We start from the raw sequence: 23,561 nt of genomic DNA, 5'->3' as shown, positions 1-23,561 counted from the left end.
GGGTTCCCGAGGCGTGGTGTCATCATTGCGACCTCGCTGCCTTGGCGCTGCTCATGCCCGGTCTCCCTTGGTGACCCCATCCGTACAGGGGGTTCAGAGCTCGTCGTCGGGGCTGGTGGGATCGCGCAGCGGGCGGAGTTCGCTCGGTGGGCTGTTGGTGAAGGCGTAGCGGCCTTGCACGTTGATGTGGCGCCATCCGAGCGGAGAGAGGCGGGACACGTCCTCGTCGCGGACGGGATATCCCTGGCTGCGCAGGTGTTTGACGATGGCGTCGAGATAGACGGTGTTCCAGAGCACGACCATGTTCAGCACCAGCCCGAGCGCGCCGAGCTGGTCTTCCTGACCCTGGCGGTAGGGCTGGTACAGCTGACCACGCTTGCCGTGAAAGATCCGCCGTGCCAGCGCATGCCGGCTTTCTTGGGTGTTGAGCTGGGTGTGGATGCGTCGCCGGTAGGTCTCATCAGCATCGACGAAGGCCAGCATGTGCAGGGTTTTGGCGATGCGCCCGTATTCGGCCAGGGCTTTGCCCAGGGTGGTCGGGCTCCCGCCGCCCTGGGTCAGCCGCATCAGCTCGGAGGCCTTCATCGCCCCGGTGGACAGCGAACCGGCTACGCGCAGCAGGTCGGGCCAGTTGCGCTGGATCAGCTCCAGATCCAGCACGTGCCTGCGGTCCGGGGCCAGCGCGTTCAACGGCCCGTAATCGGCGGCCGGATCCATGCGCCAGAACTTCTGATCGGGCATGTCGGCCAACCGCGGCGAGAACTGATACCCCAGCAGCGCGAACAACCCGAAGACTTGGTCGGAATAGCTGGCCGTGTCCGTAGCGACCATCTCTGGGCGCGGACCGCCGTCGAGGTCCAAGAGTCCGTCGAGCACGTGCAGGCTGTCCCGGACGGTGCCGGTGACCACGAACCCGCCGAGCCCGGCGACCTGGTCGTTGACGTAGTTCAGCCAGGTCACGCCCTTGCCACGCTGGCCGAAATACCGCGGGTTCGCTCCCGTGCGGACGCTGGCCGACGGCACGACGAACCGCAACCCGTCGACCGAGGCCACCGCACCGGTGCCCCACTGGCCCACCAGATCGAGGGTGTTGTGCCGCTCCAGCAGCCGCGCGTTGGCCGCCCGGTGCGTGTCCGGCCGCAGGTAGTTCTGCTGCACATGCGAGAGCCGGCCTCGGCGCAACGCGGGATGCCCGGAGTGGATCACCGGGGTGAAACCCACGTTGCAAGCCTCAGCGACCAGGCACGCCGCCACCGAGGTCGGCAGCTCACTCATGCGGGCCTCGGCCTCAGACAGGTGCGTGTACTCGCCCAGGCACCCCGTCCAGCCGTGCACCTCCATGAGCAGGTCCGGCAAGTCGACTTCCGGCAGCATCGCCGCACACAGCCGGGACAGCTCAGTGGCCTCCTCGGACGATTCCTGCGGCTCCAGTTTGTCCAGGTGCAGGCGACCGTCCGCGCCGACGGTCGCAGCCTGTTGTTCGCTGCCCTGTCCGCGCTCGGCCACGACCCGGTAAGCGGTATCGAGCTTGCCCGTCAGCTCGGCGAGGTGCGGCTGCGGATCCTCCGGCAGTTCCAGGCTGGTCAGCACCTCGAGCTTGGCCATCTGCCACTGGGTTTCGTCCAGCAGCTTCTCGCGCGGATCAGCCCAGCGCAGCCCACCGTGGGCGAACACATCCCCGCGACGCAGCCGGCTATGGAACGCTTCGGTGACCGCGGAGATGTAGGCGCGCTGATCGACCTGATCGGCGGCCAGATCCGGGTTGCCCAACACCAGGCGCCGCCAGGACGGACCCACCAACTCGGACTGAATCTGCGCGGTCGACAGCTTGCGGCACCGGCCGGGAAACAGCTGCGGCAACCGCAGAAACTCCGCCAGCGTCGCAGTGCCGCCCTCAGCCGCCCCGAACGAGACCTCGACCAGCGACGCCACGGCCTTGCGGAGGGTGGGAAACCGATCGAGCAGTTCGGCCCGGGCCGTGGCATCCGGATCGCCCTGGTCGGCGGTCAGCTCCTCCACCGCGTCCAGTGCTTCGGCCAGCTGGGTCTGGCCCACCGCGGTCTCCAGTGCGGTCCACACCGCGTCAGCATCCACCGTTTGATCGGAATCCTGACGTAACTGGCCCAGCACCGTTTTCAACCCCGTGGCCACAGTGACCGAGGCGCGAGAGAGCCTCGGCAAGGAGTGCAGCCGAGTCTTGGCTGACTCGCGTTCAGCGCGGCGAATCAGGTTCTCCCGCACCAGCACGTCGAAGACATCCAGGGTGTCGTCCGTGGCCTGCTGAGTCAGCACCCGCCCCATGGCCACCAACGTGGCCGTCTTCCGCGCCGAGCTCAGCCCGCGAATGGTCGCGGCCTTGGTCCCCAGCCCGTAGCGGGCCAGGTGCCACAGCCGGTTCTGCGGGATCCGCGAGACGTCCAGTTCGGACAGCTCTAACCCGCGCAGCTCGCCGAGCCGCTCCACCTGCCGTGCCAGCTCCGTGGGCGTGTTCTCCGTCGGAGAACGGCGCAGCCTCTCCAACTCCGACAGCCGCGCCCCGTCACCAACCCGCACCAGTTGTTCCAACTCGCCGGCCTGCTCCGGCGACACCAGCGCACCCACCGCCGTGTACAGCCGTTGGGCCTGCTCGTCACGGATCTCGCCCACGCGCCGGCTCAACGTGGTAATTCCCGGCAACAACACCTTGTGACGCAGCAACCAGGCCGTGGCCCGCTCGAACAGCTTGCGCGGCCCCTCGGTGCTCGTCCACGCCCGCGCGGCAACGAACTCGCGAAACTCCTGCTGCGCCTGCGCATCCTCGAACGCGCGGTAGCCATACACCGCCGTGATCTCACGGGTGTGCTCATGCTGGGTGGGCACACGCTGGGCGTACTGCTTCAGACACGACGGATCGTCGACATCGACCTGGCCAGCCAGTTGTTCGACGATCTCCCAGGGCACCTCCAGCGGATCCGGCAAGAATCGGCCGAGCATGCGCACCGTCACCAGCTGCACGGCGAAGCCGAGTCGGTTCTGTGGACGGCGCCGCTGCCGCGCCCGCTGCACGTCGGTGTCGCTGAGCACGCAAAACCGGTCCAACTCCGACCGCGATGGCACACCCGTGAACCGGCCGAATGCCTCGACCTGCTCACCGCTCAGAAACTCCAGCGACACACCCCGTATCCGACACCGCACGCTGACCTGCGATCAAGGGCTTAGCGTTCAATTTCGCACGGTTCTTCCCCAGACCCCGGATTGGCTCGAATCGGTACACGCTGCGTTGGACAAGGTCCTCGCCGAGGATTCCGGTTCGCTCGTGACCACGGGCCAGGGCAAGTTCTACTCCAACGGTCTCGACCTGGAGTGGATCATGGAACACGCGGATCAGCTGGCCTCGTACCGCGCCGACGTGCAGGAACTGCTGGCCCGCGTGCTCACGCTTCCCGTGCCCGCGGTCGCGGCCGTGAACGGTCACGCATTCGGTGCCGGCGCGATGTTCGCTCTGGCGCACGACTATCGGGTCATGCGCGCCGATCGAGGATTCTTCTGCTTCCCCGAAGTCGACATCAACATCCCCTTCACGCCGGGGATGGCCGGTTTGATCCAGGGCAAGCTCACGCCCACCGCTGCTGTCGAGGCGATGACGACGGGACGACGTTTCGGCGGGGTGCAGGCCCGTGACCGCGGTCTGGTCGACGAGGTCGCCGACGAAGGCGCTGTGGTGCGCGCCGCAGTGGAGCTCGTGCGTCCGATCGCGGGCAAGAACCACGACACGCTCGGGGCGATCAAGTCGACCATGTTCGCCTCCGCGGTCACCGCTCTCCGAACGCCCGAGCCCACCGGGCAGCCCTGAGCGTCCGCATGACGCGGCAGCAACGTGACCACCACTGACCTGAAAGACGGAGATGACCACCGCTGACTCGACTGCCCCGCACTGCCCACCCGAGCTGCTGGCCGGAGCCAAGAAGGTCGACGTCGGCTCCGGGCTGACCGGGTTGTTGTGGACCGGGGTGGCAACGCAGCTTTCCGACCCCGCTCGGCAGTATCTGCGCCGCACGTTCCCAGCCGTGGCGGTACGGGCTTTCACCGCCACCAGCCGGCAGTACTGGGAGAACTGGCTGTCCGACGAGAACCTGGACCGGTTGTCCGGTCTCGTGATCGTCCTCGACTCGACCGGTCTCCCGGTGGCCTGGGTGGCCAGCAATAACCGCAGATTCGGCGGACGCCGGTGCTTCTACGCCAACTCCGCCGGCGTGCACCCTGAACACCAGGGGACCGGGATTTCCAGCACGATTTGGCGAGTCTTGCTGCGCGCGGCGATCGTCACATCCGCACCACGCAGCTTGTACGCGGTGATGCGCACCGGCAATCCTCTCGTCTATGGCGCGTGGTCGGCCGCCACCGGACGAACCGGTGCCACGTGGCCGGCCCCAGGCAGCGCGGTTCCGCAGCACGTTCGTCGTATAGCGGTGGACGCGGCCGCCGACCTCGGCCAGGCCGATCGGCTCGACCCGCGGACCTTGGTCATCACCGACGCGTACGACGACACCGAAGCCGGGTTGTGGACGCAGCGGCCTACATCCGATCGCGCGGACATCGACGACTGGTTCGCGACGCTGCTCGGCCCACGTGACGCGATCGTGCTCGTGGTGGCGTTCCCCCCGGTCCGCATCATGCTCGACGAAGCCCGGCGCAAGGTACGCCGTGCGTTGGGGCGGCGCGGTAGCCCGTCCAGCCGCAGTTCGCGAGCGGGATGACCGTAGGGCCGGGCCGCGTTGGCGCGCAGAATTCGGTTGGGGGCGCGGGTCGCGGCAGCTAGACTCGTGGGCACTATGAAGCGCTGACCGCACTGCAGGCCCGTGTACCGAGGCTTCCGCGACCACCTGATGTGTCGCGACGCGCCCGGCGGGCATCGTTGTCTCGTTGCGTGTGGTGGTGCGTGTTGTCTGCTGTGTTGCGCGTGCGCGATCTCGTGAAGTCCTACGGCGATCGGCGTGTGCTCGACGGGGTGTCGTTGTCGGCGGGGCCGGGTCGGCGGATCGGGTTGGTCGGCGAGAACGGGGTCGGCAAGTCGACGTTGTTGCGGGTTGCGGCCGGCCGGGAGGATCCGGATTCCGGTGAGGTGGTGCGCCCCGACGATCTGGGAGTGCTCGATCAGGAGCCGCCGTTCGCGTCCTCGGCGGCGGTGCACGACGTGCTGGAGCAGGCGCTGGTCGAGATGCGGGCCGCCCAGGCGCGGTTGGCGGAGCTTGCTGCGCAGCTTGAGCGGTGCCCGGAGGATCCTGTGGCGTTGTCCGCCTACGGCGAGGTGCTGGAGTGGGCCCGGCAGCACGATGTGTGGGAGGTCGAGCACCGGGCTGACCTGGTGCTGGAGCGGTTGGGGCTGGCCGGGGTGGATCGGAGCCGGCAGGTGGGTGCGTTGTCCGGTGGTCAGCGCACTCGGCTGGGGCTGGCGGTGTTGCTGCTGCGGCGGCCGCGGGCGCTGCTGCTGGATGAGCCGACCAATCACCTCGATGACGCGACGGTGGAGTTCGTGGCGCGACATCTGGCGGCATTGCCGGGTGCGGTGGTGCTGGCCAGTCATGACCGGGAGTTCCTGGATGCGGTGTGCACCGATGTGCTGGATCTGGATCCGGCGTTGGGTGGGCCGGTGCGCTACGGGGGCGCGTTTTCGGAGTACCTGGTGGCCAAGCGGGCGCGGCGTGCGCGGTGGGAGCAGCAGTACGCGGCCGAGCAGGACGAGTTGGCGCAGTTGCGGCGGTCGGTGGAGGTCACCGCGCGGCAGGTGGGGCATGGTGCCCCGCGGGGCAACACCAGCAAGTTGGCCTACGACTACACCGGCAGTCGGGTGCAGAAGCAGGTGTCGCGGCGGGTGCGGGATGCGCGGTCGCGGCTTGCGGAACTGAGCGCGCAACAGGTGCGCAAACCGCCGGAACCGTTGCGGTTCGTCCGCGCGTTGACCGGGGACGCGGCGAGTTCGGAGGTGGTGGTGCAGCTGCGCGAGACCGTGGTGGCGGGCCGGTTGCAGGTGGGGTCGTTGGATGTGGCCGGTGACGGGCGGTTGTTGGTGACGGGGCCGAACGGGGCGGGTAAGTCGACGTTGCTGCGGGTGATCGCCGGGGATGTGCGTCCGGATGGGGGGTCGGTGCAGCGGCGCCAGGGTGTGCGGGTCGGGTTGTTGGAGCAGGACGCGGTGTTCGCCGACGAGTCGGTGTCGGCGCGGGCGGTGTACGCGGCGGCGACGGCGCGGCGCCCGGGGGTGCCGCGGCTGGTGGATCTGGGGTTGGTGGCGCCGGCGGACGTGGATCGGCCGGTGGGAGTGCTGTCGGTGGGTCAGCGGCGCCGGTTGGCGTTGGCGCTGCTGGTGGCTGATCCGCCGGAGGTGCTGTTGTTGGACGAGCCGACGAACCACCTGTCGTTGTCGCTGGTGGATGAGGTGGAGCAGGCGTTGGTGTCGGCGCCGGGTGCGGTGGTGGTGGCCAGTCATGACCGGTGGTTGCGGCGGCGGTTCGCCGGGTCGGTCGTGTCGATGTCGGAAGGCGTGGTGCGGGCATGATGGCGGAGAGCTCGGGTCGTGAGCTGGTCGTGGAGGCCGGTGGCGGGCTGCGGTTGTGGTCGCGGTCGTGCGGGGCCGTGGATGCTGCGCCGGTGTTGCTGGTGATGGGGGCGAACGCGTCGTCGGCGGGTTGGCCGGCGGAGTTCGTGCAGGCGTTGGTGGCGCAGGGCTTGCGGGTGGTGCGCTACGACCACCGGGATACGGGCCGGTCGACGCGGGCGGCTGTGGTGGATTACTCCGTCGAGGACTTGGCGCGGGATGCGGTGGCGGTGTTGGACGCGCATGGGATCGCCACCGCGCACGTGGTGGGCATGTCGATGGGTGGTGCGCTCGGTCAGGTGTTGGCGTTGGACCATCGGGAGCGGTTGCGGAGTCTGGTGCTGATGCAGACCGCGGCGTTGGACGTGGATTTCGCGGAGTCGATGCGCGCGGCGGTGGAGGACGGCGATGGCGGCGGGTTGCCGGGGCCGAGCCCGCAGGTGGTGGCGGCGTTCGCGCGGCGCGACGAGCCGGTGGCCGATGTCGAGGAGGCATTGCGGCGGCGCGTTGCCGAGTGGCGGTTGCTGGTGGGTGACGCGGTGGTGTTCGACGAGCAGGAGTTCCGGCGGTGGGAGCTGGCGGCGATCGAGCACGCGGGGTCGCTGGTGCAGCCGGGCGCGCATGCGCGGGCGCGGCCGGTCGCGGTGCAGCGGGGCCGGGAGTTGGCGGGGGTGAGCACGCCGGTGCTGGTGGTCGAGGGCGGTCAGGATCCCGTGAATCCTCCGCCGCACGGCAGGCATCTCGCGGAGTTGATCCCGGCGGCGCGGTGCGTGCAGGTCCCGGAGTTGGGGCATGCGTTGCCGGGTGTGCTGCACGAGCGGTTGGTGTCGTTGATCGTCGACCACATCGGACGGTCCGGGTGGTGATCCGGGGAGGACCGGTGCTGGCATCGCGTGCTCACGTTGGCCACGGGGCGTGACGCAGGCCTCAGCGCTGCGGGAGGCGAACCGCGCCGGGAGCTGCGCGTCCACGGGAGCGGTGTGGGCCGGGATCGGGGGCTGACCGGCCTGGTTGTGGTGTGGGTCTCGGTCGTGGTGCTGGGCTGAATCGGTCCGGGCGCGGGTCCCTTGTGATCCGCGGCGGGCCCGCAACGCTGTGTCGGCGGCGGGGATAGCATCCCGGTCAGGCAATCACCCCTCCCGGCGAGCAGGAGAACGAAACCTCATGACCAACGCTCCCGTCACCGTGACCGTCACCGGTGCGGCCGGCCAGATCGGCTACGCGCTGCTGTTCCGGATCGCTTCCGGGCAGCTGATCGGGCCGGACACTCCGATCAAGCTGCGGCTGCTGGAGATCCCGCAGGCGGTCAAGGCCGCCGAGGGTACTGCGATGGAGCTGGATGACTGCGCGTTCCCGCTGCTGCAGAGCATCGACATCACCGATGATGTGAACACGGCTTTCCGCGGCACCAACGTGGGGCTGCTGGTGGGTGCGCGGCCGCGCAGCCAGGGCATGGAGCGCGGTGATCTGCTGCAGGCCAACGGCGGGATCTTCGGGCCGCAGGGTGCGGCGATCAACGCCGGTGCTGCCGAGGACGTGCGGGTGCTGGTGGTCGGCAACCCGGCGAACACGAACGCGCTCATCGCCCAGGCGCACGCGCCGGACGTGCCCGCCGAGCGGTTCACGGCCATGACCCGGCTGGACCACAACCGGGCGTTGACGCAGTTGGCGCAGAAGCTGGGCGTGTCGGTCACCGAGATCAGCAAGATGACGATCTGGGGCAACCACTCGGCCACCCAGTACCCGGACCTGTTCCACACCGAGGTGGGCGGCAAGATCGCCGCCGAGCAGGTCGAGCAGGCGTGGCTGGCCGATGAGTTCATTCCGACGGTGGCCAAGCGGGGTGCGGCCATCATCGAGGCGCGGGGTGCGTCGTCGGCGGCGTCGGCGGCCAATGCGGCGATCGATCACGTGCACACCTGGTTCAACGGCACCGCGGAGGGTGACTGGACGTCGGCCGGTGTCGTCTCGGACGGGTCCTACGGTGTGCCGGAGGGGTTGATCTCGTCGTTCCCGGTCACCGCCAGCGGCGGCCGGTTCGAGATCGTGCAGGGCTTGCAGCACGACGAGTTCTCCCGCCAGCGCATCGATGCTTCGGTCGGCGAGTTGGTCGAGGAGCGCGACACGGTGCGCGAGCTGGGTCTGCTGTGAGGTTGCGGGGTGGGGGGCGTCCTCGTGGACCGGTTCCCCACCCCGGCCGCCCTCGGTTGTTGCCGCGCGACCCGGGGTGTGATCAGGTTGTGGGTTCGTGCCCGGTATCGATGAGGTCTGCGTGCGCGGTCCGGTGCGGCTGCGCCGGTGGCGGGCCGCGGATCGCGACGCGTTGACGCGGGTGGTGCGTGACTGCCTGCCGCAGCTGCGGCCGTGGTTGCCGTGGGCGTCGGGCGAGTACACCGGCGAGGATGCGGCCGAGTTCCTGCGGGGCGCCGAGGAGGGCTGGCAGCGGGGCAGTTCGTTCTGCTTCGCGATCACCACCGGCGGTGCGGTGGTGGGCGGGATCGGCCTGGAGCAGCGCCACGGGATGCGGGTGTGCGAGATCGGCTATTGGCTGCATCCGGATCACCGCGGGCTGGGGCTGGTCAGCTGCGGTGTGGTGCTGCTGGTGGAGCAGGCTTGGCGCGGCCCGGTGCAGCGGGTGCAGATCCGGCACGACGCGAACAACGCGGCCTCGGCTGCGGTGCCGCGTCGGTTGGGGTTCACCTGCGTGGAGGGGGACGCGGCCTGCGAGCCGGGTGCGGGTCTGTCCGGTGTGGAGTGGGTCTGGCAGCTCGACCGGCCGGGGTCAGGGCTGCAGCAGTGAGATCGGGTTGCCGTCGACGTCGGTGAACGAGGCGACTCGTCCGGCCGGGGTGTGCTGCGGGTCGCCGGCGGCGACTCCGGCGGCGCGCAGTGCGGCCACGTCGGCGTCCAGGTCGCTGGTGTGGAACTGCAGGTGCACGGGGGCGCCGAGTCCGTCGTGGCGGGTGTCGACCACCAGCGCCACGCCGCAGGTGCCGGGTGCGGGGGCGACGACGAGCGCGGATTGCCCGTGCGGGCCGCGGGTGTCTTCGATGAGGGCGAAGCCGAGCACACCGATGTAGAAGTCGCGGGCGGCGTCCTGGTCGGCGACCGGCACGGACACGAACTGCAAGCGCGTGATGTGCATGCGGGTCACTGTACGAGCCCGCGCGCCTACCTGCCGTTTTCGGTGCTGGTGGTGCCGCTGCGGATCGGTGGTGTGCGCGACGCGAACGGCCCGTGGTGTACACTTGTTCGTGAACGGTTGAGCAGACGCTCCCCGGATTTGATCGTCCCGACGGCCGTGTTCCGGCCACTACGTGTGTGCCGGCGGGTTCCGGTTGGCGAACCGGGTGAGCGGATCTGGTTGAGCACGCGCCGGTTTTCCCGGCCGGATGTCCGGCTGCGGCGTTGGTGGCTCCCGCTGTTTCCCGCGGCCCCGTTGCGGTGACCGCGTGCCAGGAGTCCGGCACACTCCGGCCTGCCCGCTCGGGTGGGTCGTGTCGGCTCGACGTCGACGAACAGGAGGACGCCCATCCCCTCATCTACCGCCGAGAGGCCCGGCAACGAGCCGGCCACCCCCGAAAACCCGCCCGAAGCGACCGATCCCGCCGATACCGCGGCACCGGCGACGCTGCACGTGCGCGGCGTGCTGGACGGCGAGGCCGCCCAGCACCTGTCCCGCCGGTTGTGGCCGCGGCTGTTGGCCCGCTCCCCCGCCACCGCACTGGACCTCAGCGCGGTGACCACAGTGGACTCCGCGGGGCTGCATCTGCTGTCGGCCGCCCATTCCTACGCCCAGCACCGCGGTATTGCGCTGCGCCTGGTCGTGTCGGCCAACCCGGACCTGACCCGGGTGCTCACCGACGCCGGGCTGCCGCCGGGTGCGGCCGCCTGCCCGCGCGCGAGCCGGGTGCAGGCCCGCGGTGGCCGCAAACAGCCCGTCGCGCGGCGCCACGTCGTTCCCGGCATCATCGCCGACTGGCAGATCAGCAACGGTGAAGGCCAGGTCACCGCGCACGTGACCGGGTCGCGCCGCGCCGCGCTCGACCGCGCACAGCGGCAGGTCGATGCCGCCGGCGGCGGTGTCGTCACCATCGACGAACACGTCTGAGGCCCGCGGCACTCATCCGGGCGTGTTCTCGCCCGCCGGCGCGGAGTCCGCGGCCGCCCCCGTGGTCGCAGAGCCGGTGGCCTGGGGTGCTGCGGCCAGCGCGTCGAGCTGGCGTTCCGCCCGTTCGGCGCGCGCCGTGGCCTGATCGCGCGCGTCCTGCACGGCGGCCAGCTGCCGATCGTGGTCCTGCTGGCGGGCGCGCAGCTGCTCGTCGTAGTCGCCGCGCAGGCGTTGCAGCTCACCCGCGTGCTCGTCGCGGGCCCGTTGTGCCTGCTCGCGCGCCTGCTCCAGTTGCTGGTGCAGGCGCGCGTTGTCGGTTCTGCTCTCCTCGTGCCGGGCGGTGGCGGCTTCGGCGGCCTGTTCGGCACGCACCGCGCGTTCCAGGACTTCACTGTGTCGGCGGGCGGCTTCGGCGGCCTGCTCGGCCGCTTCGGATTCGGCCTGGCGAACCTGTTCCTGCGCTTGTTCGCGGGCGTGGCGGACGTGCTCGGCCGCCTCGTCGCGGGCCTGCTGGATCTGTTGCTGTGCGGCGTCTTCGGCCTCGCGGGCGCGGCGGTCGGCGGCTGCGGTGGCGACGTCGGCCTCGTTGCGGGCCGCTTCGACGTCCTGGCGGGCCTGTTCGCGGTCGTGCTCGGCGCGCTGGTGCGCATCGTCGCGCTGCCGGCGGGCCTGTTCGGCGTCGCGTTCGGCGGTCTCGGCGGCTTCGGCGGCGTCCTGGGCGGCGTTCTCGGCCGCGGTGCGGGCGGTTTCGGCGTCGCTGCGGGCGTGGTGGGCATCGGCCAGGGCCTGCTCGGCCTGGGCGACGCGGTGCGCGGATTCGGCCTGGGCGGCTTGCACCTGGGCTTGGGCGGTGGCCGGGTCGGCCAGGGTGCCCAGTTCGCCGATGGCCTGGGTCAGGGTGCGCGAGAGCTGGTCGGACAGCGAGCGGTACTGGCCGAGCAGGTCGGCCGCGCGGGTGCGGGCGGCCTCGTATTCGCCGGACCCGGTGGGCTGCTGCGGTGGCTGCTGCTGGGTCTGGCGCTGCTTCCAGGCGCGCCAGCGGGTGTGCTCGGGCAGGTCGCAGTACTCGGCCGGTCGTCCCGGTCCGGTCGAGCGCGGGACGGGCCGGCGGCAGCCAGGGAATTTGCAGCTGCCGTCGGCCTCGTCGGCAGCGGCCGGGTCGTCCTGCTCGGCGGGTGCCTGCTCGGTCATGCGCGGAACCGTACCAAGCAGCCGCGCTGCCCCAGGCGAGTCGACCGGCCCCGATCGGGAAGGGTTGTGCCGCAGGTGGTGTCAGAGCGCGGTGGCCGTGTCGTGGCCGTGGATCCAGTCGAGGGTGGTGGCGATGCCGGTCAGGTCTCGGTCGCGGTCGCGGGCCGCGGGCCCGTCGGGCAGGTGCAGCAGGCCCGAGGCCACCCAGGAGCTGCGCTGCACGGCGCGGGTGCGGGCGCGGCGCAGTCGGGTGTAGCGGGTCAGGGCCTGGTCGCGGTCGTGGTCGCCGGTCAGGCAGGCGGCCAGGGTCGCGGCGTCCTCGATGGTCTGGTTGGCGCCCTGGCCGTGGTGCGGCAGCATCGCGTGCGCGGCGTCGCCGAGCAGCACGAGACCGTCGCGGTGCCAGCGGTTCAGCGGCTGTTGGCCGAACAGCGCCCACCGCTGGTGCAGGTCGCTGGCCGCTATGAGGTCGCGCAGCCCGGGGTGCCAGTCGGTGAACGGGGCCGCCAGGTCGGCGGGATCGGCCCGGCGCACCCAGGTGTCGTCGTCCCAGCGGGCGGGTTCGTCGACCACGGCCAGGAAGTTGATCACCGAACCGTCGCCGATCGGGTAGTGCAGGACGTGCGCGCCGGGTCCCATCCAGAACTGGATGGCGTCCGGGTCCGGTAATCCGGGGGCCTCGTCGCGGGCGACGAGGCCGCGGAAGCCGCTGGTGCCGGAGTACACGGCCGGGTCGGTGCCGGTGATGAAGTCGCGCACGGTCGAGCGCACGCCGTCGGCGCCGACGACGATGTCCGCGCGGGTCTCGGTGCCGTCGGCGAAGGCGAGCCGGTGGCCGTGCCCGTCGGGGGCGATGTCGACCAGGCGGCGGTCCAGGTGCACGGTGTGCTCGGCGCAGGCCTCGGCCAGCAGCCGCTGCAGGTCGGCGCGGTGGATGCCGTAGTAGGGAGCGCCGAAGCGGTGCCGGTAGTCCTCGCCGGCGGTCAGGGCGTGCACGCGGTGGCCGGAGTGGCCGTGCCGGTAGATGAGTTCGGTTGGGGTCGCCGAGTGCGCGGCCAGCTGGTCGGCGAGCCCGAGCCGGTGCAGCACGCGGGTTCCGTTGGCCGACAGGGCCACGGCGGCGCCGACTTCGCGCAGGTGCGGGGTGCGTTCGTGGATGTGGGCGTCGATGCCGTGCTGCTGTAGGGCCAGGGCGAGGGTCAGTCCGCCGATGCCGCCGCCGATGATGGCCACCTGGGGTGGTGCGTGTGCCATGTCGTTGTCCTCTCACGACCGAAACCACGTTGTACCGATCGGTACATCGAGTGGACCGTAGACGTACCGACCGGTACGGTCAACAGGTGACCGAGCCCAGCGACCGGCGCGCCGACCTGCTCGACCGCGTCGTGACCTACTTGCAGACGCACGGCATCGCGGACATGTCGCTGAGCCCGCTGGCCGCCGAACTCGGCACCAGCAAACGCATGCTGCTGTACTACTTCGGCAGTCGCGACGCGCTGCTGTCCGAGGCGATCCGGGCCAGTCGGCCCGATATCGCCGACCTGTTCCGCGGCGTGGACGATGCCGCCGGCCTGCAGGAGGCGGCCCTCGCGCTGTGGCAGGCCATCACGCGCGGCCGCCAGCAGCGCCCGATCCGCATCCTGTTCCAGGTGCTGAGCCTGGCCCCCACCCAGCCCGAGCGCTACGCCGAGGTCGCGGCCGAAGCCGTTACCGGCATGGTCGAGCCGCTCGTGGAGGTCTTCGAGCGCCTGGGCGTGCCGCAGGACGAGGCGCGCGCCCGCGCGGGGCTGCTCATCTCCGGGCTGCGCGGATTGTGCCTGGACCGCCTGGTCACCGGCGACGAGGACCGCGCCGAGGATGCCGCCCGGGTGCTCATCGCCGGCGCCACCACCCTGCCCCCGGCCGCCGCGCAGCGGTGAGCACCGGGCACAGTGGACGCACGGTGCGGTCCTGCAGTGAGAATGCCATGCACGAGGCCGGCGGCGACGCCGGCTGGCCGTGGTGAGCTCCCTGCACACCCGGGAGGTCGATGACGGCCTGGACCTCCTCGATGTGCTGATCACCGCGAAGCTGCTGGCCCGCGCGTCGGGCATTCCCGCAGGACGTGATCAGCGACCGCGCAGCCCCCGGGTGGTGCCCCCTGCTGCCGGGGGCACCACCGCGGGAATCCCGCCGAGCGGCGGGGTTTCAGTGCTGGTCGGGGTCGACCATCTCGGTGTGCACCTCGTAGGTCGCCAGCGCGTTGCCCTCCAGCGGCACCCGGCCCGGCCACGGGTGGGCCGCGCGGAACGCGTCGGACTGCAGGTAGGCCTCGTAGGAGGGCTGGTCGTCGAACTCCAAGGTCGCCAGGTAGCCGCGGCCCTCTTCGCGCGGGGCCAGCAGCGTGGCCCGGCGCAGACCCGGCACGCCGCGCAGCGTCTGGTGCATGCTCTCGGCGAAGGTCTGCTCGAACTGCTCGCGGTACTGCTCGGCCACCCACAGTTCGTTGTTGATGATGATCACGGTCGGATCCTTCCGCGCTCGTGCGCGCTCACCCTTGGCTGAGCGCTCCGTCCAGGAAACGCAGCGTCCGCTCCACCACCGGATCCACCGGCTGCCCGGCGTCGACGAGCCGCACCGCCGCATCCACCGCCGCCTGCACCAGGGCCGCGACCGTGTCCGGATCGTGTTCGCCCCGGTCGACGAGTGCGGTGTGCAGCGGATCGGTCAGCCGGGTGTGCAGCTGCCCGATCCGCGCGCGCAGCTGATCGTCGAGGGTCACCCCGGCCAGGGCGGTGGCCACCCGGTGCGAGCCGGCCGCGGCCAGCTGCAGGGTGCTGCGCGCGTAGGCGTGCAGTCGCGCGTCGGGATCGTCCCCGGCCGCGCGCACTGCGGCGTCGACCTCCTCGCTCCAGGCGGTGAAGTCGTCGTCGACGAGCCGGGCCAGCAGCTGCGGCCCGGAGGCGAAGTACTTGTAGACGCTGCTGCGCGCCAGACCGACCGCGGCGGCCACCTTCGACGGGGTCACCGCGGCGGGTCCCTCGGTCAGCAGCAGCCCGCGGGCTGCGTCGAGGAGGGCCTGTTCGCGGTGGGCCCGGTGTTCGGCCACGGTGTCGGCCTCGATCTTGGGCATGGCGCTCCCTCCGATCGTTTGGCGACGCAGTGTCGCCAACATACATGATGGCGACACTGCGTCGCCAACCCGCCGGACATGTGCCGGCCCGCCCCGCACCCGAGACCCGCACACGGGAGAACCCGATGCACACCGAACCCCGCCTCGTCGTGATCACCGGAGGACCGGGAACCGGCAAGACCACCCTGCTGCACGCCCTGGCCGCCCACTACCCGGTACAGCCCGAAGCCGGCCGGGCCATCATCGACGACCAGCACCTGCTGGACGGGCCCGCACTCCCCTGGCGCGACCGCGAGCGCTACGCCGAGCTCATGCTCGCCCACGACCTGCGCTCGCACCACGACGCCCGCCGCAGCGCCACCACCACGTTCTTCGACCGCGGCATTCCCGACATCATCGGCTACCTGCGGCTGAGCGGACTGCCCGTACCCGCGCACCTCACCGAAGCCGCCCGCCGATTCACCTACCACCGTCGCGTGCTCATCACCCCGGACTGGCCCGAGATCTACCGGCAGGACCACCAGCGCCTCCAGACCGCCGAGGAATCCGCCCGCACCCGCGCGCACCTCGCCGCCGCCTACACCGACCTCGGCTACGAGCTCGTCGAACTGCCCCGCGCCGACGTGCCCACCCGCGCGCACCTGGCCCGGACCACCGCCGGGCTCCACACCTGAACCGCGGTCAGCCCAGCACGCCCACCGCCGCGTATCCGTTGCTGCGCGCGGCTTCCTGCTCGGAGACCTCCCGGTCGGGCCGCCACAACGCGCTGGGCACCACACCCGGCTCCAGCACCTCGTAGCCCGCCAACAGCCCAGCGATCTCCACGCGGCTGCGGGTCTGCACATGCGGGGTCGTGGTCGCGGCGAACACCTCCCGCGCCCCCGACCACTCGGTGTCGCTGGCCTGCAGCTGCGCCGAATGCGAGAGCACGAAGGCACTCCCGGGCGCGCACGCGTCCCGATAGGACGCCACCAGCGCGGCCGGATCCGCCACCTCGATGATGTCCAGGATCGCCACCGCCAGCACCGCCACCGGACGGTCGAAATCCAGCAGCTCGCCCACCCCCGGCGCGGCCAACACCTGCTGCGGATCCCGCACATCGGCCTGGGTCACCGTCGAGGCCGAATCGCCCCGCAGCAGCTGGCGCGCGTGGTGGGCCGCCACCGGCTCCACATCGACATAGGCCACCCGCGCGGCCGGATTGACCGACTGGGCGATCTCGTGCACGTTGCCCTTGGTCGGGATGCCCGAGCCTAGGTCCAGGAACTGGTCCACTCCGCGCGCGGTCAGTTCCCGCACCGCACGGCCCAGGAACGCCCGGTTGATGTGCGCCCAGGCCGTGTTGCCCGGGAACGCCTGCAGCAGGTCCTCGGCGGCCTGGCGGTCCACCGCGAAATGCGCCGAACCGCCCAGGAAATAGTCGTACATCCGCGCGATGTTGGGTTTGTCCACATCCACCCCGGACAGCTGTGCGTACTCCTCGCTCACGGCAGCTCCTCCCCGCTTGCCGGTCACCGACGCGATGATCATGCCCGCTCGGTCAGACCGGCCTCAACCGGACGTGGCGCGGGCGGCGTTGACCCTCCAGCGGCGGGAAGCGGCACAGTGGCGGCTATGACCGGCGACCTGTTCACCATCGGCCAGCTGGCCCGCACGACGGGACTGCCCGTCAAGACGATCCGCTACTGGTCCGACCAAGGACTCGTGCCGCCGGCCGGGCGCACCGCAGCCGGATACCGGCTCTACGACCAGGCCGCCCTGGTGCGGCTCGGATTCGTGCGCACCCTGCGGGACCTGGACCTGGACCTGGCCACCATCCGGCGGCTCGCCGACCGCGACCTCGCGCTCGACGACGTCGCCCGCACCCACGCCCGCGCCCTCGACATCCGCATCCGCGCGCTGCAGCTGCAGCGCAGCGTGCTGCGGGCCGTCGCACACCGGGCCGGGACCACCACCGAGGAGATCGCACTCATGCACAAGCTCGCCGCGCTGTCCGACACCGAACGCAAGCGCCTCATCCACGACTTCATCGACGACACCTTCGCCGACCTCGACCTCGGCGAGCAGTTCCTGCCCCTGATGCGCGCCGCCATGCCCGAACTGCCCGAACAGCCCAGCCAACGCCAGCTCGACGCCTGGATCGAACTGGCCGAACTCGTCAGCGACCCGGACTTCCGCAGCGCGCTGCGCAGCGCAGCGCAAGCCCAGGCCCGGGCGGTGGCCGAAGTCGGCGAACCCAGCGCGCAGGGCCACCAGGACATGGCCGGCCTGCTGCACCGGCGCGTGTCCGAGGCCCGGCAGACCGGGGTGGCGCCGGACTCGCCGCAGGCCGCGCCGGTCGTCGACGAGCTGGCCGCCGCCTACGCCGAACACACCGGATCCACCGACACACCCGCCTTCCGGCAGTGGCTGGCCGACCTCATGGACGCCTCCACCGACCGCCGCTACGAGCGCTACTGGGACCTGCTGGCGGTGATCAACGACGGGCCGCGACCGGACACCGAGTTGTCCGCCTGCGCCGAATGGCTCACCGCGGCCCCGCGCGCCGGCCTGCGGTAGTGCCACCGTGGCGGGTCAGGTCAGCACACCCAGACCCGCCACGGTGGCCGCAACCAGCGCCACCGTCCACAGTGCATTGCTGACCAGGCTCCACACCACCACGGTGCGCCGCGGAGCACCCAGGCTCAGCGCCAGGATCGCGGCGAAATACATGCCGGACAGGACCGGGCCCTGCAGCGCCAGACCCGGTACGCCGTAGCGGTCGAACGCGCGCCTGGCCCTGCCGGTACCGGCGGCGCCGGGGATGCTGCCGCGGCGGCGTTGCCACCAGGACACCAGCCGCTGCCAGCCGACGATCGTGGCCAGGGTCACCAGGCTGTTGGCGGTGAACGCGACCAGCCCGACGGTCACCGGCGCCAACCCGAACCCGATGCCCGGGGCGATGGCGAACAGCTCGAACCACGGCACGGCCGCGCCCACGAACACTGCGAGATGGGCCACCAAGTCGGTCACGCACGCCTCCCGAACGGGCCGCCGCAGGCAGCCGCTGACATGTCCCGGTCCGCCGGGCACGGCTACACCCACCGTGCTGGATTCGACCGGAATGCCCGATGCTACCGGGGCGGGTGCGGCCCCGAGACCAGTTCGGGCACGTCCGCACTACCCGCCCTCGGCCGCGCGGCGGGCGGCCTGCTCCACGCGGTGGCGATGCTGGTGCCACCACCCGGCATCCCGCTCGGGCAGGTTCGGTACCCCGGCCCGCATCCCGGCCGCCCCGTCCACGAGCTCGCGCACGATGTCGGCATGCCCGGCGTGCCGGTGCGTCTCGGCGGTCATGTGCACCAGCACCCGGTGCAACGTCACCGGGCCGGACGGCCACGCAGCCGCGCCCACCGCGGTGAGATCCAGCGCCGCGATCGTGGCATCCGCGTGGGCGCAGACCCGGTGGTAGCGCTCGACGATCTCCGACCGCGACTCCGCGGACGTGGCCCACATATCCACGACGGGATCGTCCTCCTGCTGCAGCCACGGCAGCTTCTCGTCGAACGGCCGTCCGAAGACCTCCCCGAAATACCCGGCCTCGCACCCGGTGAGGTGCTTGACCAACCCCAGCAGGTTCGTGCCGGTGGTCGTCAGCGGACGGCGCACGTCGTACTCGCCGAGCCCGCAAAGCTTGCCCACGACCACCTCCCGCGCCTGCTGCAGACACCGGTGCAGATCACTCTTGAGCTCGATCACGACCCCCAGCATGCCAACCCGCGCCCGACATCCGGGCCGACGTAGCATCAACGGCCGCGCCGCGCCCGCATCCCGCGGCGACCCGCTCCCCGGCAGTCCAGGAGACACGGTGCGCATCGCCTTCAGCAGCCAACCCATCTATTCGCACCTGGTGCCGGTGGTCGTGCCCGCCGCGGCCGAAGCCGCCGCGACCGGGCACGAGGTGGTGGTGCTGACCTCGCCGGCCCTGGCCGACGAGGTGCGCCGCGCCGGCCTGCGCCCGCTCGTGCTGCCCGGCGCGCTCGGGCCCGCCGAGCTCGCGCAGCAGCCGCAGACCGCCCAGCGGCTCGGCCTGGAGCTGCCGGCGATGAACGACTTCGGCACCCGCACCATCCACACCTCCCCCGCACACTTCACCGGCATGTTCGTCGGCCCGCTGGCCGGAGTCTTCGCCGGAGAGGCGATCGAGGCGCTGCGCGACTGGAAACCCGACCTCGTCGTCGGCGAAAGCACCGACTACGGCAGCTACTACGCCGCCGAACACCTCGGCGTGCCCAACGCCGTGCTCGACATCGCCCCCCTGGGCCCGTTCGACGAGCACCCCGCCACGCTCGACCAGATCAACACCCAGCGCGCCGCTCTCGACCTCGACCCGGTCACCGACGCGTTGCACCCGTTCCGGCACCGCCGCATCGGCATCGTCCCGGAATGCTTCTACCCGCCGCACGCGCGCACCGTCTCCACCCGCTACTACCGGCCGCCGGCGCCACCACCGCCAGGGCAGCTGGATCCGGCCCTGGCCGCACTGCCCACCGACCGCCCGTGGGTGCTGGCCACGCTCGGCTCCAACGCGGGGCGGCTGCACGAGCAGCAGCGCAGCCTGCTGGACACCATCGTCGAGGTGCTCGGCGAACTCCCCGTGACCGCTATCGTGGCGCTGGGTCGCGACACCGACACCCGGGCCTGGCGCGGCGCCCGGCCCGACAACGTGCACCTGACCTCGTTCGCGCCGCAGCAGCAGCTGCTGGGGCTGTGCGAGGTGTTCCTCACCCACGCCGGATTCAGCGGCGTCCGCGAGGCATTGGGCAACGGGGTGCCGATGGTGGCGCTGCCGATGTTCGCCGAACAACCCGCCAACGCCACCCGCATCGCCGAACTCGGTGCAGGCCGGCGCCTCGACGTCGAGGACGTCACCCACCGGTCGCTGCACCAGGCCGTCTCCGCGGTGCTCACCGACCCCACCTACCGCCGCCAGGCCCGCCAGGTGCAGCGCGACATGCTGGCCCTGCCCGAGTTCTCCGCCGCCGTGGCCGACCTGGACGCCCTCGTCCCGTGACCGCGGCCGGGATCACCCCGGGCGCCGGCCCCAGGTGGACACCACCAGGTAGGAACTCACCACGAACCCCGGATCGTCGAGCAGCTCCCGCAACTCGGCCAGATCACCGGCGGACACCAGCCCGGTGGCGACGAGACGACCCCCCAGCTGGGCAATGTTGACCTGCAACCACCTGCTGCCGGTGGATCCACCCGGCCACGCCTGCGCCCGCGCGGCCGCCCCCATCCGGTCCATCCCCTGCTCGGCCAGGGCCGCGTAGGCGTGGCTTCCCCACGCGATATCGGCACCCGCCTCGGTCAGCACCGCGCACAGCGCCGCGTGGAACCGCGCGAACACCGCCTGGCCGTGCCCGGCCAACACCGGCATCCACGTGCAGTCGAACTCGTCGAGCAGCAGCCACCCGCCGGGTTTGACCGCGCGCACCATCGCCGCCAACGCCCGCAGCCGCTGCGGCAGGTGCAGCAGCACCAACCGGGCGTGCACCAGGTCGAACGCCGCCTCGGGCAGCACGTCGGTGGTGATGTCGTGCCAGCGCACCTGCACCGGACCGTCCGGGCCGGGATCGGTGCGCCCGGTGTCGAGGTCGGTGGCCAGCACGTGCCCGCCCGGCCCGACCTGCCGGCCCAACCACCGGGCGATCGAGCCACCCCCGGCCCCGACCTCCAGGCACGACCAGCCCGGCCCGACGTCGAGCGCTGCCAGGTGCTCGATGGTGATCGGATCCAGGCACGCCTGCATGCACGCCTGCTGCTCGGTGATCAATTCCGCCTCGCCGAAGACGTATCCCGCCACAGGCACCCCCGCAAATGCCGCCGTTCGGCGGCGAGCGTAGCCAGCACACCCCCGGTGCCGGGCCCAGCCCGCCGGGCACCACTCGAACGTCGGATTTCCGCAGCGCGCTGGCACACTCGGGCGGGCCCGGGCATCGGCACCCGGGGGATCGGGAGGAAGGCGGTTCATGGACACCACGGCGCTCGCCGAGCACGCGACTCCCCTGCACAGCCTGGATCCCGACGCCGACGACGACTCCGATCTCGACGTGCTGCGCGAGATCGTCGGCGATGCGCGGGTGGTGCTGGTGGGCGAAAGCGCGCACTTCACTACACAGTTCGGCAGGCTGCAGGACCGGCTGACGCGGTTCCTGGTACGCGAACAGGGGTTCTCCGCGTTCGTGCTGGAATCCGGTCTGCCCGAAGGGATGCTCGTCGACCGGTGGGTGCACGGCGGGCCCGGCCGGCTGCCCACCGTCGCCCGGCACGGCATCACCTACGCCATGGGGCGCTGCACCGAGATGCACACCCAGCTGCGCTGGCTGCGCGAGCACAACGCGACGGCCGCGCAGCCGGTGAGCTTTGCCGGGATGGACGTGCCGGGCTGGTGCGCCAACCCCGGCCCGGGCGTGGCCGCCTGCCTGGCTCGGCTGGACCCGCGCCCCGGTGATCAGCAGCTGCTCGCGGCCGCCGAGCTCGGCGCAGCGCCCGGTGCTCCCGCCGTCGACGCGGCCGGCACACCGGCTGCACCGCCCGGGTTGGCCGCCCGCATCGGGCAGCTGGTCGACCGGGCCGAGGCGTGCGGCGACGACCTCGCCCGGCAGTGCGCCCGCAGCGCACTGCGCCTGGTCGAATTCCTCGACGGCGGGCTCTATCCCGGCCCGGGGCGCAACCTGCGCAACGAGGTCATGGCCGAGAACCTGCGCATGCTGCTCGACCACCACCAGCGGATCGTGGTCAGCGCACACACCATGCACCTGCAGCGCAGCCCGTCCTTCGACGGCACCGCCACCATCGGCATGCTGCTGGCCGACGAGCTCGGCGAGGACCTCGTGGTGATCGGCGGTACGCACACCCGCGGCGCGATCCCCGATCTCGACCTCGACGCCACTGCCGCCGAGCGGTTCCCCCGCACCGGCACCGCAGCGCCGCCCCCGCAACCGCACACCCTCGAAGCGGCCCTGGACACCACCGGACACCCGCTGCAGCTGGTCGATCTACGCCGCACTCCACCGCACGCGCTCGCCGGGATCACCGCCACCCGCGCCCAAACCCCGCAGCAGAGCCTGCTCGTGCACATCGAGCCGCAGCAGGCCTACGACGCCGTCGCCCACGTCGGCACCATCACCCCGGCACACGGCGCCGCCGACTAGCCAGAGCGGTTTCACCGCAGGGACAGCACGTCGCGGTGGCGGCGCAGATCCCGGTGACCACGAAGACCGCACCGATGCTGATCGTGATCAGCGAGTTGCACACAATCCATGGCCGTGCACATCGGCGCGGACCAGGCCACAGAAGTCGGTGACCTACCCGAGAACAACGACCCCAACCGGCCTGGCGAGCGGGCCATGGATCTGCACAACACCGCGGTCGGCCGCGGCGCGGTGCCTCCAATGAAGCCGCGGCACCATCGATGGCGTTGGCTGCGGCCAACGATGGCCGCTCGCAACTGGCTCAGACCTCCGGCCGACCCGGTCCGGCACGAACTACGGGTGCTGTGCCTGCGCGTCCCCGCTACTGCGCGGCTCACAGGAGCTTCGCGAGAACCCGGCCGATGACCGGGTCGCGATGAACTCCACCACCGCCTGGTCGAACAACGCCGCTGTCGGTTCCCCGTTGGCGATGTGTCCGCCGCCGGGAAGCACGGCCAGCTGGGCACCCGGGATGCGGCGACTCATCTGCACCGCCCCGTCCACGGGCAGCATGTCGGCCTCCCCATGCACGAGCAGGGTGGGCACGTCGAGGTGTTCGTAATCCTGCAGGCGCCGGAGGTCTTCCGGGCACATCCGGCGTCGGGACAGCCGCGCCACGGCCGGATCGTCGCGCATCTCGCGGAACTGCTCGAACACCGCGTCCCGCTCGGTCTGCGTGCTCTCCTGCGATGTTGTGCCGCCCTGCTTGAGCCGCCCGATGGAGGCCTCGGCGTAGGCGCGCAGCTGCTCGTCGTCCATGGACCCGAGGTCGGCGATCACCTCCTGGCCCTGCGGCAGCTCAGCGTCGGCGGGCAGGTACGGCGACCCGCCGAGCACGATGCCGTCGACGCGGTGCGGGTAGCGCTGCGCCAGGATCTGCGCCACCTGGGCTCCCATCGAAATCCCGGCCACATAGGCGTGTTCGATGCCGAGCCGGTGCAGGACCCCGGCGGCGTCGTCGGCCAGTTGCACCAGCGAAAGCAGATCCTCGTTGAGCGTGGACTCTCCGAAACCGCGCTGGTCGTAGGCGATGCAGCGGAACCGGTCGGGCAGGGTCTGCAACTGCGGGAGCCAGTCCTGCCACGTGCGGCCGTTGCCGTGCAGCAGCAACAGCGCGGGCCCACTGCCGCGGTCGACGAGCGCGACCTCACCCAGCGCCAGCATCGCCGGTTCGATCCCGTCGGCCCATTCTTGTGTCATGCACCCGCCCCGGTTCGCCCCTGCTGCTCCCGGGCTCGACGATACGCCGGGATCACCCGCGCAGACCGGGCGTCGCGGTTCGCCCGGGGAGGAACACCCGGCGCACCGCCTCGATCCCCACACCCTCGATATCGTCAC

General features: G+C 71.4%; 23 protein-coding genes and 1 pseudogene. 13 read left to right on the top strand and 11 right to left on the bottom strand.

All coding sequences use genetic code 11. The features are described 5' to 3' along the window. Positions 1–93: 93 nt before the first annotated feature. Positions 94–3,096, bottom strand: a complete 3,003-nt coding sequence (locus IQ251_RS17255) for a Tn3 family transposase (protein WP_370591470.1) — start codon at positions 3,094–3,096, stop codon at positions 94–96. 79 nt (positions 3,097–3,175) lie between these two features. Between IQ251_RS17255 and IQ251_RS17250 the strand changes: the two genes are divergently transcribed. The 6 genes and pseudogenes from IQ251_RS17250 (at position 3,176) to IQ251_RS17225 (ending at position 9,374) form a co-directional block, all read left to right on the top strand. After that, complete coding sequence (locus IQ251_RS17250; protein WP_228047347.1) at positions 3,176–3,832, top strand: enoyl-CoA hydratase-related protein; 657 nt, start codon at positions 3,176–3,178, stop codon at positions 3,830–3,832. Positions 3,833–3,884: 52 nt separating this feature from the next. Beyond that, positions 3,885–4,307, top strand: a pseudogene (locus IQ251_RS20315) (GNAT family N-acetyltransferase); the annotation flags it as partial. A 614-nt stretch (positions 4,308–4,921) separates the two neighbouring features. Beyond that, positions 4,922–6,535, top strand: coding sequence for an ABC-F family ATP-binding cassette domain-containing protein (locus IQ251_RS17240; protein ID WP_193929642.1), 1,614 nt, complete (start codon positions 4,922–4,924; stop codon positions 6,533–6,535). Beyond that, positions 6,532–7,440 (top strand): alpha/beta fold hydrolase, encoded by a 909-nt coding sequence (locus tag IQ251_RS17235; protein ID WP_228047313.1) that lies wholly within the window; start codon positions 6,532–6,534, stop codon positions 7,438–7,440. Before IQ251_RS17240 ends, IQ251_RS17235 begins: the two co-directional genes overlap by 4 nt. Positions 7,441–7,738: 298 nt before the next feature. After that, a complete protein-coding gene (locus IQ251_RS17230) occupies positions 7,739–8,725 on the top strand; it encodes a malate dehydrogenase (protein ID WP_193929640.1) in 987 nt (328 codons plus the stop codon). Positions 8,726–8,822: 97 nt separating this feature from the next. After that, on the top strand, positions 8,823–9,374 hold the full coding sequence (locus IQ251_RS17225; protein ID WP_193929638.1) for a GNAT family N-acetyltransferase: 552 nt from the start codon (positions 8,823–8,825) through the stop codon (positions 9,372–9,374). Here the strand turns inward: IQ251_RS17225 and IQ251_RS17220 are convergent. Further along, positions 9,357–9,719: a VOC family protein gene (locus IQ251_RS17220; protein ID WP_193929637.1), complete on the bottom strand. Its 363-nt coding sequence runs from the start codon at positions 9,717–9,719 to the stop codon at positions 9,357–9,359. The two genes, IQ251_RS17225 and IQ251_RS17220, sit on opposite strands and share 18 nt — an antisense overlap. A gap of 345 nt (positions 9,720–10,064) precedes the next feature. Between IQ251_RS17220 and IQ251_RS17215 the strand changes: the two genes are divergently transcribed. After that, positions 10,065–10,685 carry an STAS domain-containing protein gene (locus IQ251_RS17215; protein WP_193929635.1) on the top strand — a complete coding sequence of 207 codons (621 nt, stop codon included), beginning with the start codon at positions 10,065–10,067 and terminating at the stop codon, positions 10,683–10,685. A gap of 12 nt (positions 10,686–10,697) precedes the next feature. Here the strand turns inward: IQ251_RS17215 and IQ251_RS17210 are convergent, their stop codons facing one another. Together IQ251_RS17210 and IQ251_RS17205 are read right to left on the bottom strand one after the other, a co-directional pair. After that, the gene (locus tag IQ251_RS17210) at positions 10,698–11,876 is read right to left on the bottom strand and encodes a coiled-coil domain-containing protein (protein WP_193929633.1); all 1,179 of its coding nucleotides are present in this window, start codon (positions 11,874–11,876) and stop codon (positions 10,698–10,700) included. Positions 11,877–11,957: 81 nt separating this feature from the next. Further along, the gene (locus IQ251_RS17205; protein ID WP_193929631.1) at positions 11,958–13,130 is read right to left on the bottom strand and encodes an FAD-dependent monooxygenase; all 1,173 of its coding nucleotides are present in this window, start codon (positions 13,128–13,130) and stop codon (positions 11,958–11,960) included. 86 nt (positions 13,131–13,216) lie between these two features. On the opposite strand from IQ251_RS17205, the gene IQ251_RS17200 reads away from it, so the two are divergent. Further along, positions 13,217–13,795 (top strand): TetR/AcrR family transcriptional regulator, encoded by a 579-nt coding sequence (locus tag IQ251_RS17200; RefSeq protein WP_193929630.1) that lies wholly within the window; start codon positions 13,217–13,219, stop codon positions 13,793–13,795. A gap of 268 nt (positions 13,796–14,063) precedes the next feature. On the opposite strand, the gene IQ251_RS17195 is transcribed toward IQ251_RS17200, so the two are convergent. Together IQ251_RS17195 and IQ251_RS17190 are read right to left on the bottom strand one after the other, a co-directional pair. Then, positions 14,064–14,378, bottom strand: a complete 315-nt coding sequence (locus IQ251_RS17195; protein WP_193929629.1) for an antibiotic biosynthesis monooxygenase family protein — start codon at positions 14,376–14,378, stop codon at positions 14,064–14,066. A 28-nt stretch (positions 14,379–14,406) separates the two neighbouring features. Then, positions 14,407–14,988, bottom strand: a complete 582-nt coding sequence (locus tag IQ251_RS17190; RefSeq protein WP_193929628.1) for a TetR/AcrR family transcriptional regulator — start codon at positions 14,986–14,988, stop codon at positions 14,407–14,409. Between the two features lie 125 nt (positions 14,989–15,113). Here IQ251_RS17190 and IQ251_RS17185 point away from each other — a divergent pair, with 125 nt between their 5' ends. Beyond that, complete coding sequence (locus IQ251_RS17185) at positions 15,114–15,662, top strand: AAA family ATPase (RefSeq protein ID WP_193929627.1); 549 nt, start codon at positions 15,114–15,116, stop codon at positions 15,660–15,662. A gap of 7 nt (positions 15,663–15,669) precedes the next feature. Here IQ251_RS17185 and IQ251_RS17180 read toward each other — a convergent pair whose 3' ends face one another. Continuing rightward, positions 15,670–16,476, bottom strand: coding sequence for an SAM-dependent methyltransferase (locus tag IQ251_RS17180; RefSeq protein ID WP_370591469.1), 807 nt, complete (start codon positions 16,474–16,476; stop codon positions 15,670–15,672). 126 nt (positions 16,477–16,602) lie between these two features. Here IQ251_RS17180 and IQ251_RS17175 point away from each other — a divergent pair, with 126 nt between their 5' ends. Next, positions 16,603–17,547 (top strand): MerR family transcriptional regulator, encoded by a 945-nt coding sequence (locus IQ251_RS17175; RefSeq protein WP_193929625.1) that lies wholly within the window; start codon positions 16,603–16,605, stop codon positions 17,545–17,547. A 15-nt stretch (positions 17,548–17,562) separates the two neighbouring features. Here IQ251_RS17175 and IQ251_RS17170 read toward each other — a convergent pair whose 3' ends face one another. Then, positions 17,563–18,000, bottom strand: a complete 438-nt coding sequence (locus IQ251_RS17170; protein WP_193929624.1) for a small multi-drug export protein — start codon at positions 17,998–18,000, stop codon at positions 17,563–17,565. A 147-nt stretch (positions 18,001–18,147) separates the two neighbouring features. Then, positions 18,148–18,723, bottom strand: a complete 576-nt coding sequence (locus IQ251_RS17165; protein ID WP_370591473.1) for a DinB family protein — start codon at positions 18,721–18,723, stop codon at positions 18,148–18,150. 112 nt (positions 18,724–18,835) lie between these two features. Here IQ251_RS17165 and IQ251_RS17160 point away from each other — a divergent pair, with 112 nt between their 5' ends. After that, positions 18,836–20,041 (top strand): glycosyltransferase, encoded by a 1,206-nt coding sequence (locus IQ251_RS17160; protein ID WP_193929622.1) that lies wholly within the window; start codon positions 18,836–18,838, stop codon positions 20,039–20,041. 12 nt (positions 20,042–20,053) lie between these two features. Here IQ251_RS17160 and IQ251_RS17155 read toward each other — a convergent pair whose 3' ends face one another. After that, entirely contained in the window at positions 20,054–20,839 is a 786-nt protein-coding gene (locus IQ251_RS17155; RefSeq protein WP_193929621.1) for a class I SAM-dependent methyltransferase, read from the bottom strand. 160 nt (positions 20,840–20,999) lie between these two features. Between IQ251_RS17155 and IQ251_RS17150 the strand changes: the two genes are divergently transcribed. Together IQ251_RS17150 and IQ251_RS20395 are read left to right on the top strand one after the other, a co-directional pair. Further along, the gene (locus tag IQ251_RS17150) at positions 21,000–22,184 is read left to right on the top strand and encodes an erythromycin esterase family protein (protein WP_193929620.1); all 1,185 of its coding nucleotides are present in this window, start codon (positions 21,000–21,002) and stop codon (positions 22,182–22,184) included. A 108-nt stretch (positions 22,185–22,292) separates the two neighbouring features. Further along, positions 22,293–22,589, top strand: a complete 297-nt coding sequence (locus IQ251_RS20395) for a DUF6973 domain-containing protein (protein WP_441007491.1) — start codon at positions 22,293–22,295, stop codon at positions 22,587–22,589. Here the strand turns inward: IQ251_RS20395 and IQ251_RS17145 are convergent. Continuing rightward, positions 22,518–23,423, bottom strand: coding sequence for an alpha/beta fold hydrolase (locus IQ251_RS17145; RefSeq protein ID WP_193929619.1), 906 nt, complete (start codon positions 23,421–23,423; stop codon positions 22,518–22,520). The two genes, IQ251_RS20395 and IQ251_RS17145, sit on opposite strands and share 72 nt — an antisense overlap. Positions 23,424–23,561 lie beyond the last annotated feature (138 nt).

The sequence above is a fragment of the Saccharopolyspora montiporae genome, from assembly GCF_015209505.1.
Lineage (GTDB): Bacteria > Actinomycetota > Actinomycetes > Mycobacteriales > Pseudonocardiaceae > Saccharopolyspora > Saccharopolyspora montiporae.
Note: the sequence above shows the minus strand (reverse complement) of the source record. Positions and strands in the feature narration are given on the sequence as shown.

What these genes read in the sequence shown, in the direction of transcription:
- IQ251_RS17220 (WP_193929637.1), bottom strand. Translation starts at nt 9,719, where the DNA reads ATGCACATCACGCGCTTGCAGTTCGTGTCCGTGCCGGTCGCCGACCAG.
- IQ251_RS17235 (WP_228047313.1), top strand. Translation starts at nt 6,532, where the DNA reads ATGATGGCGGAGAGCTCGGGTCGTGAGCTGGTCGTGGAGGCCGGTGGC.
- IQ251_RS17190 (WP_193929628.1), bottom strand. Translation starts at nt 14,988, where the DNA reads ATGCCCAAGATCGAGGCCGACACCGTGGCCGAACACCGGGCCCACCGC.
- IQ251_RS17150 (WP_193929620.1), top strand. Translation starts at nt 21,000, where the DNA reads ATGGACACCACGGCGCTCGCCGAGCACGCGACTCCCCTGCACAGCCTG.
- IQ251_RS20395 (WP_441007491.1), top strand. Translation starts at nt 22,293, where the DNA reads ATGGCCGTGCACATCGGCGCGGACCAGGCCACAGAAGTCGGTGACCTA.
- IQ251_RS17145 (WP_193929619.1), bottom strand. Translation starts at nt 23,423, where the DNA reads ATGACACAAGAATGGGCCGACGGGATCGAACCGGCGATGCTGGCGCTG.
- IQ251_RS17185 (WP_193929627.1), top strand. Translation starts at nt 15,114, where the DNA reads ATGCACACCGAACCCCGCCTCGTCGTGATCACCGGAGGACCGGGAACC.
- IQ251_RS17205 (WP_193929631.1), bottom strand. Translation starts at nt 13,130, where the DNA reads ATGGCACACGCACCACCCCAGGTGGCCATCATCGGCGGCGGCATCGGC.
- IQ251_RS17210 (WP_193929633.1), bottom strand. Translation starts at nt 11,876, where the DNA reads ATGACCGAGCAGGCACCCGCCGAGCAGGACGACCCGGCCGCTGCCGAC.
- IQ251_RS17175 (WP_193929625.1), top strand. Translation starts at nt 16,603, where the DNA reads ATGACCGGCGACCTGTTCACCATCGGCCAGCTGGCCCGCACGACGGGA.
- IQ251_RS17230 (WP_193929640.1), top strand. Translation starts at nt 7,739, where the DNA reads ATGACCAACGCTCCCGTCACCGTGACCGTCACCGGTGCGGCCGGCCAG.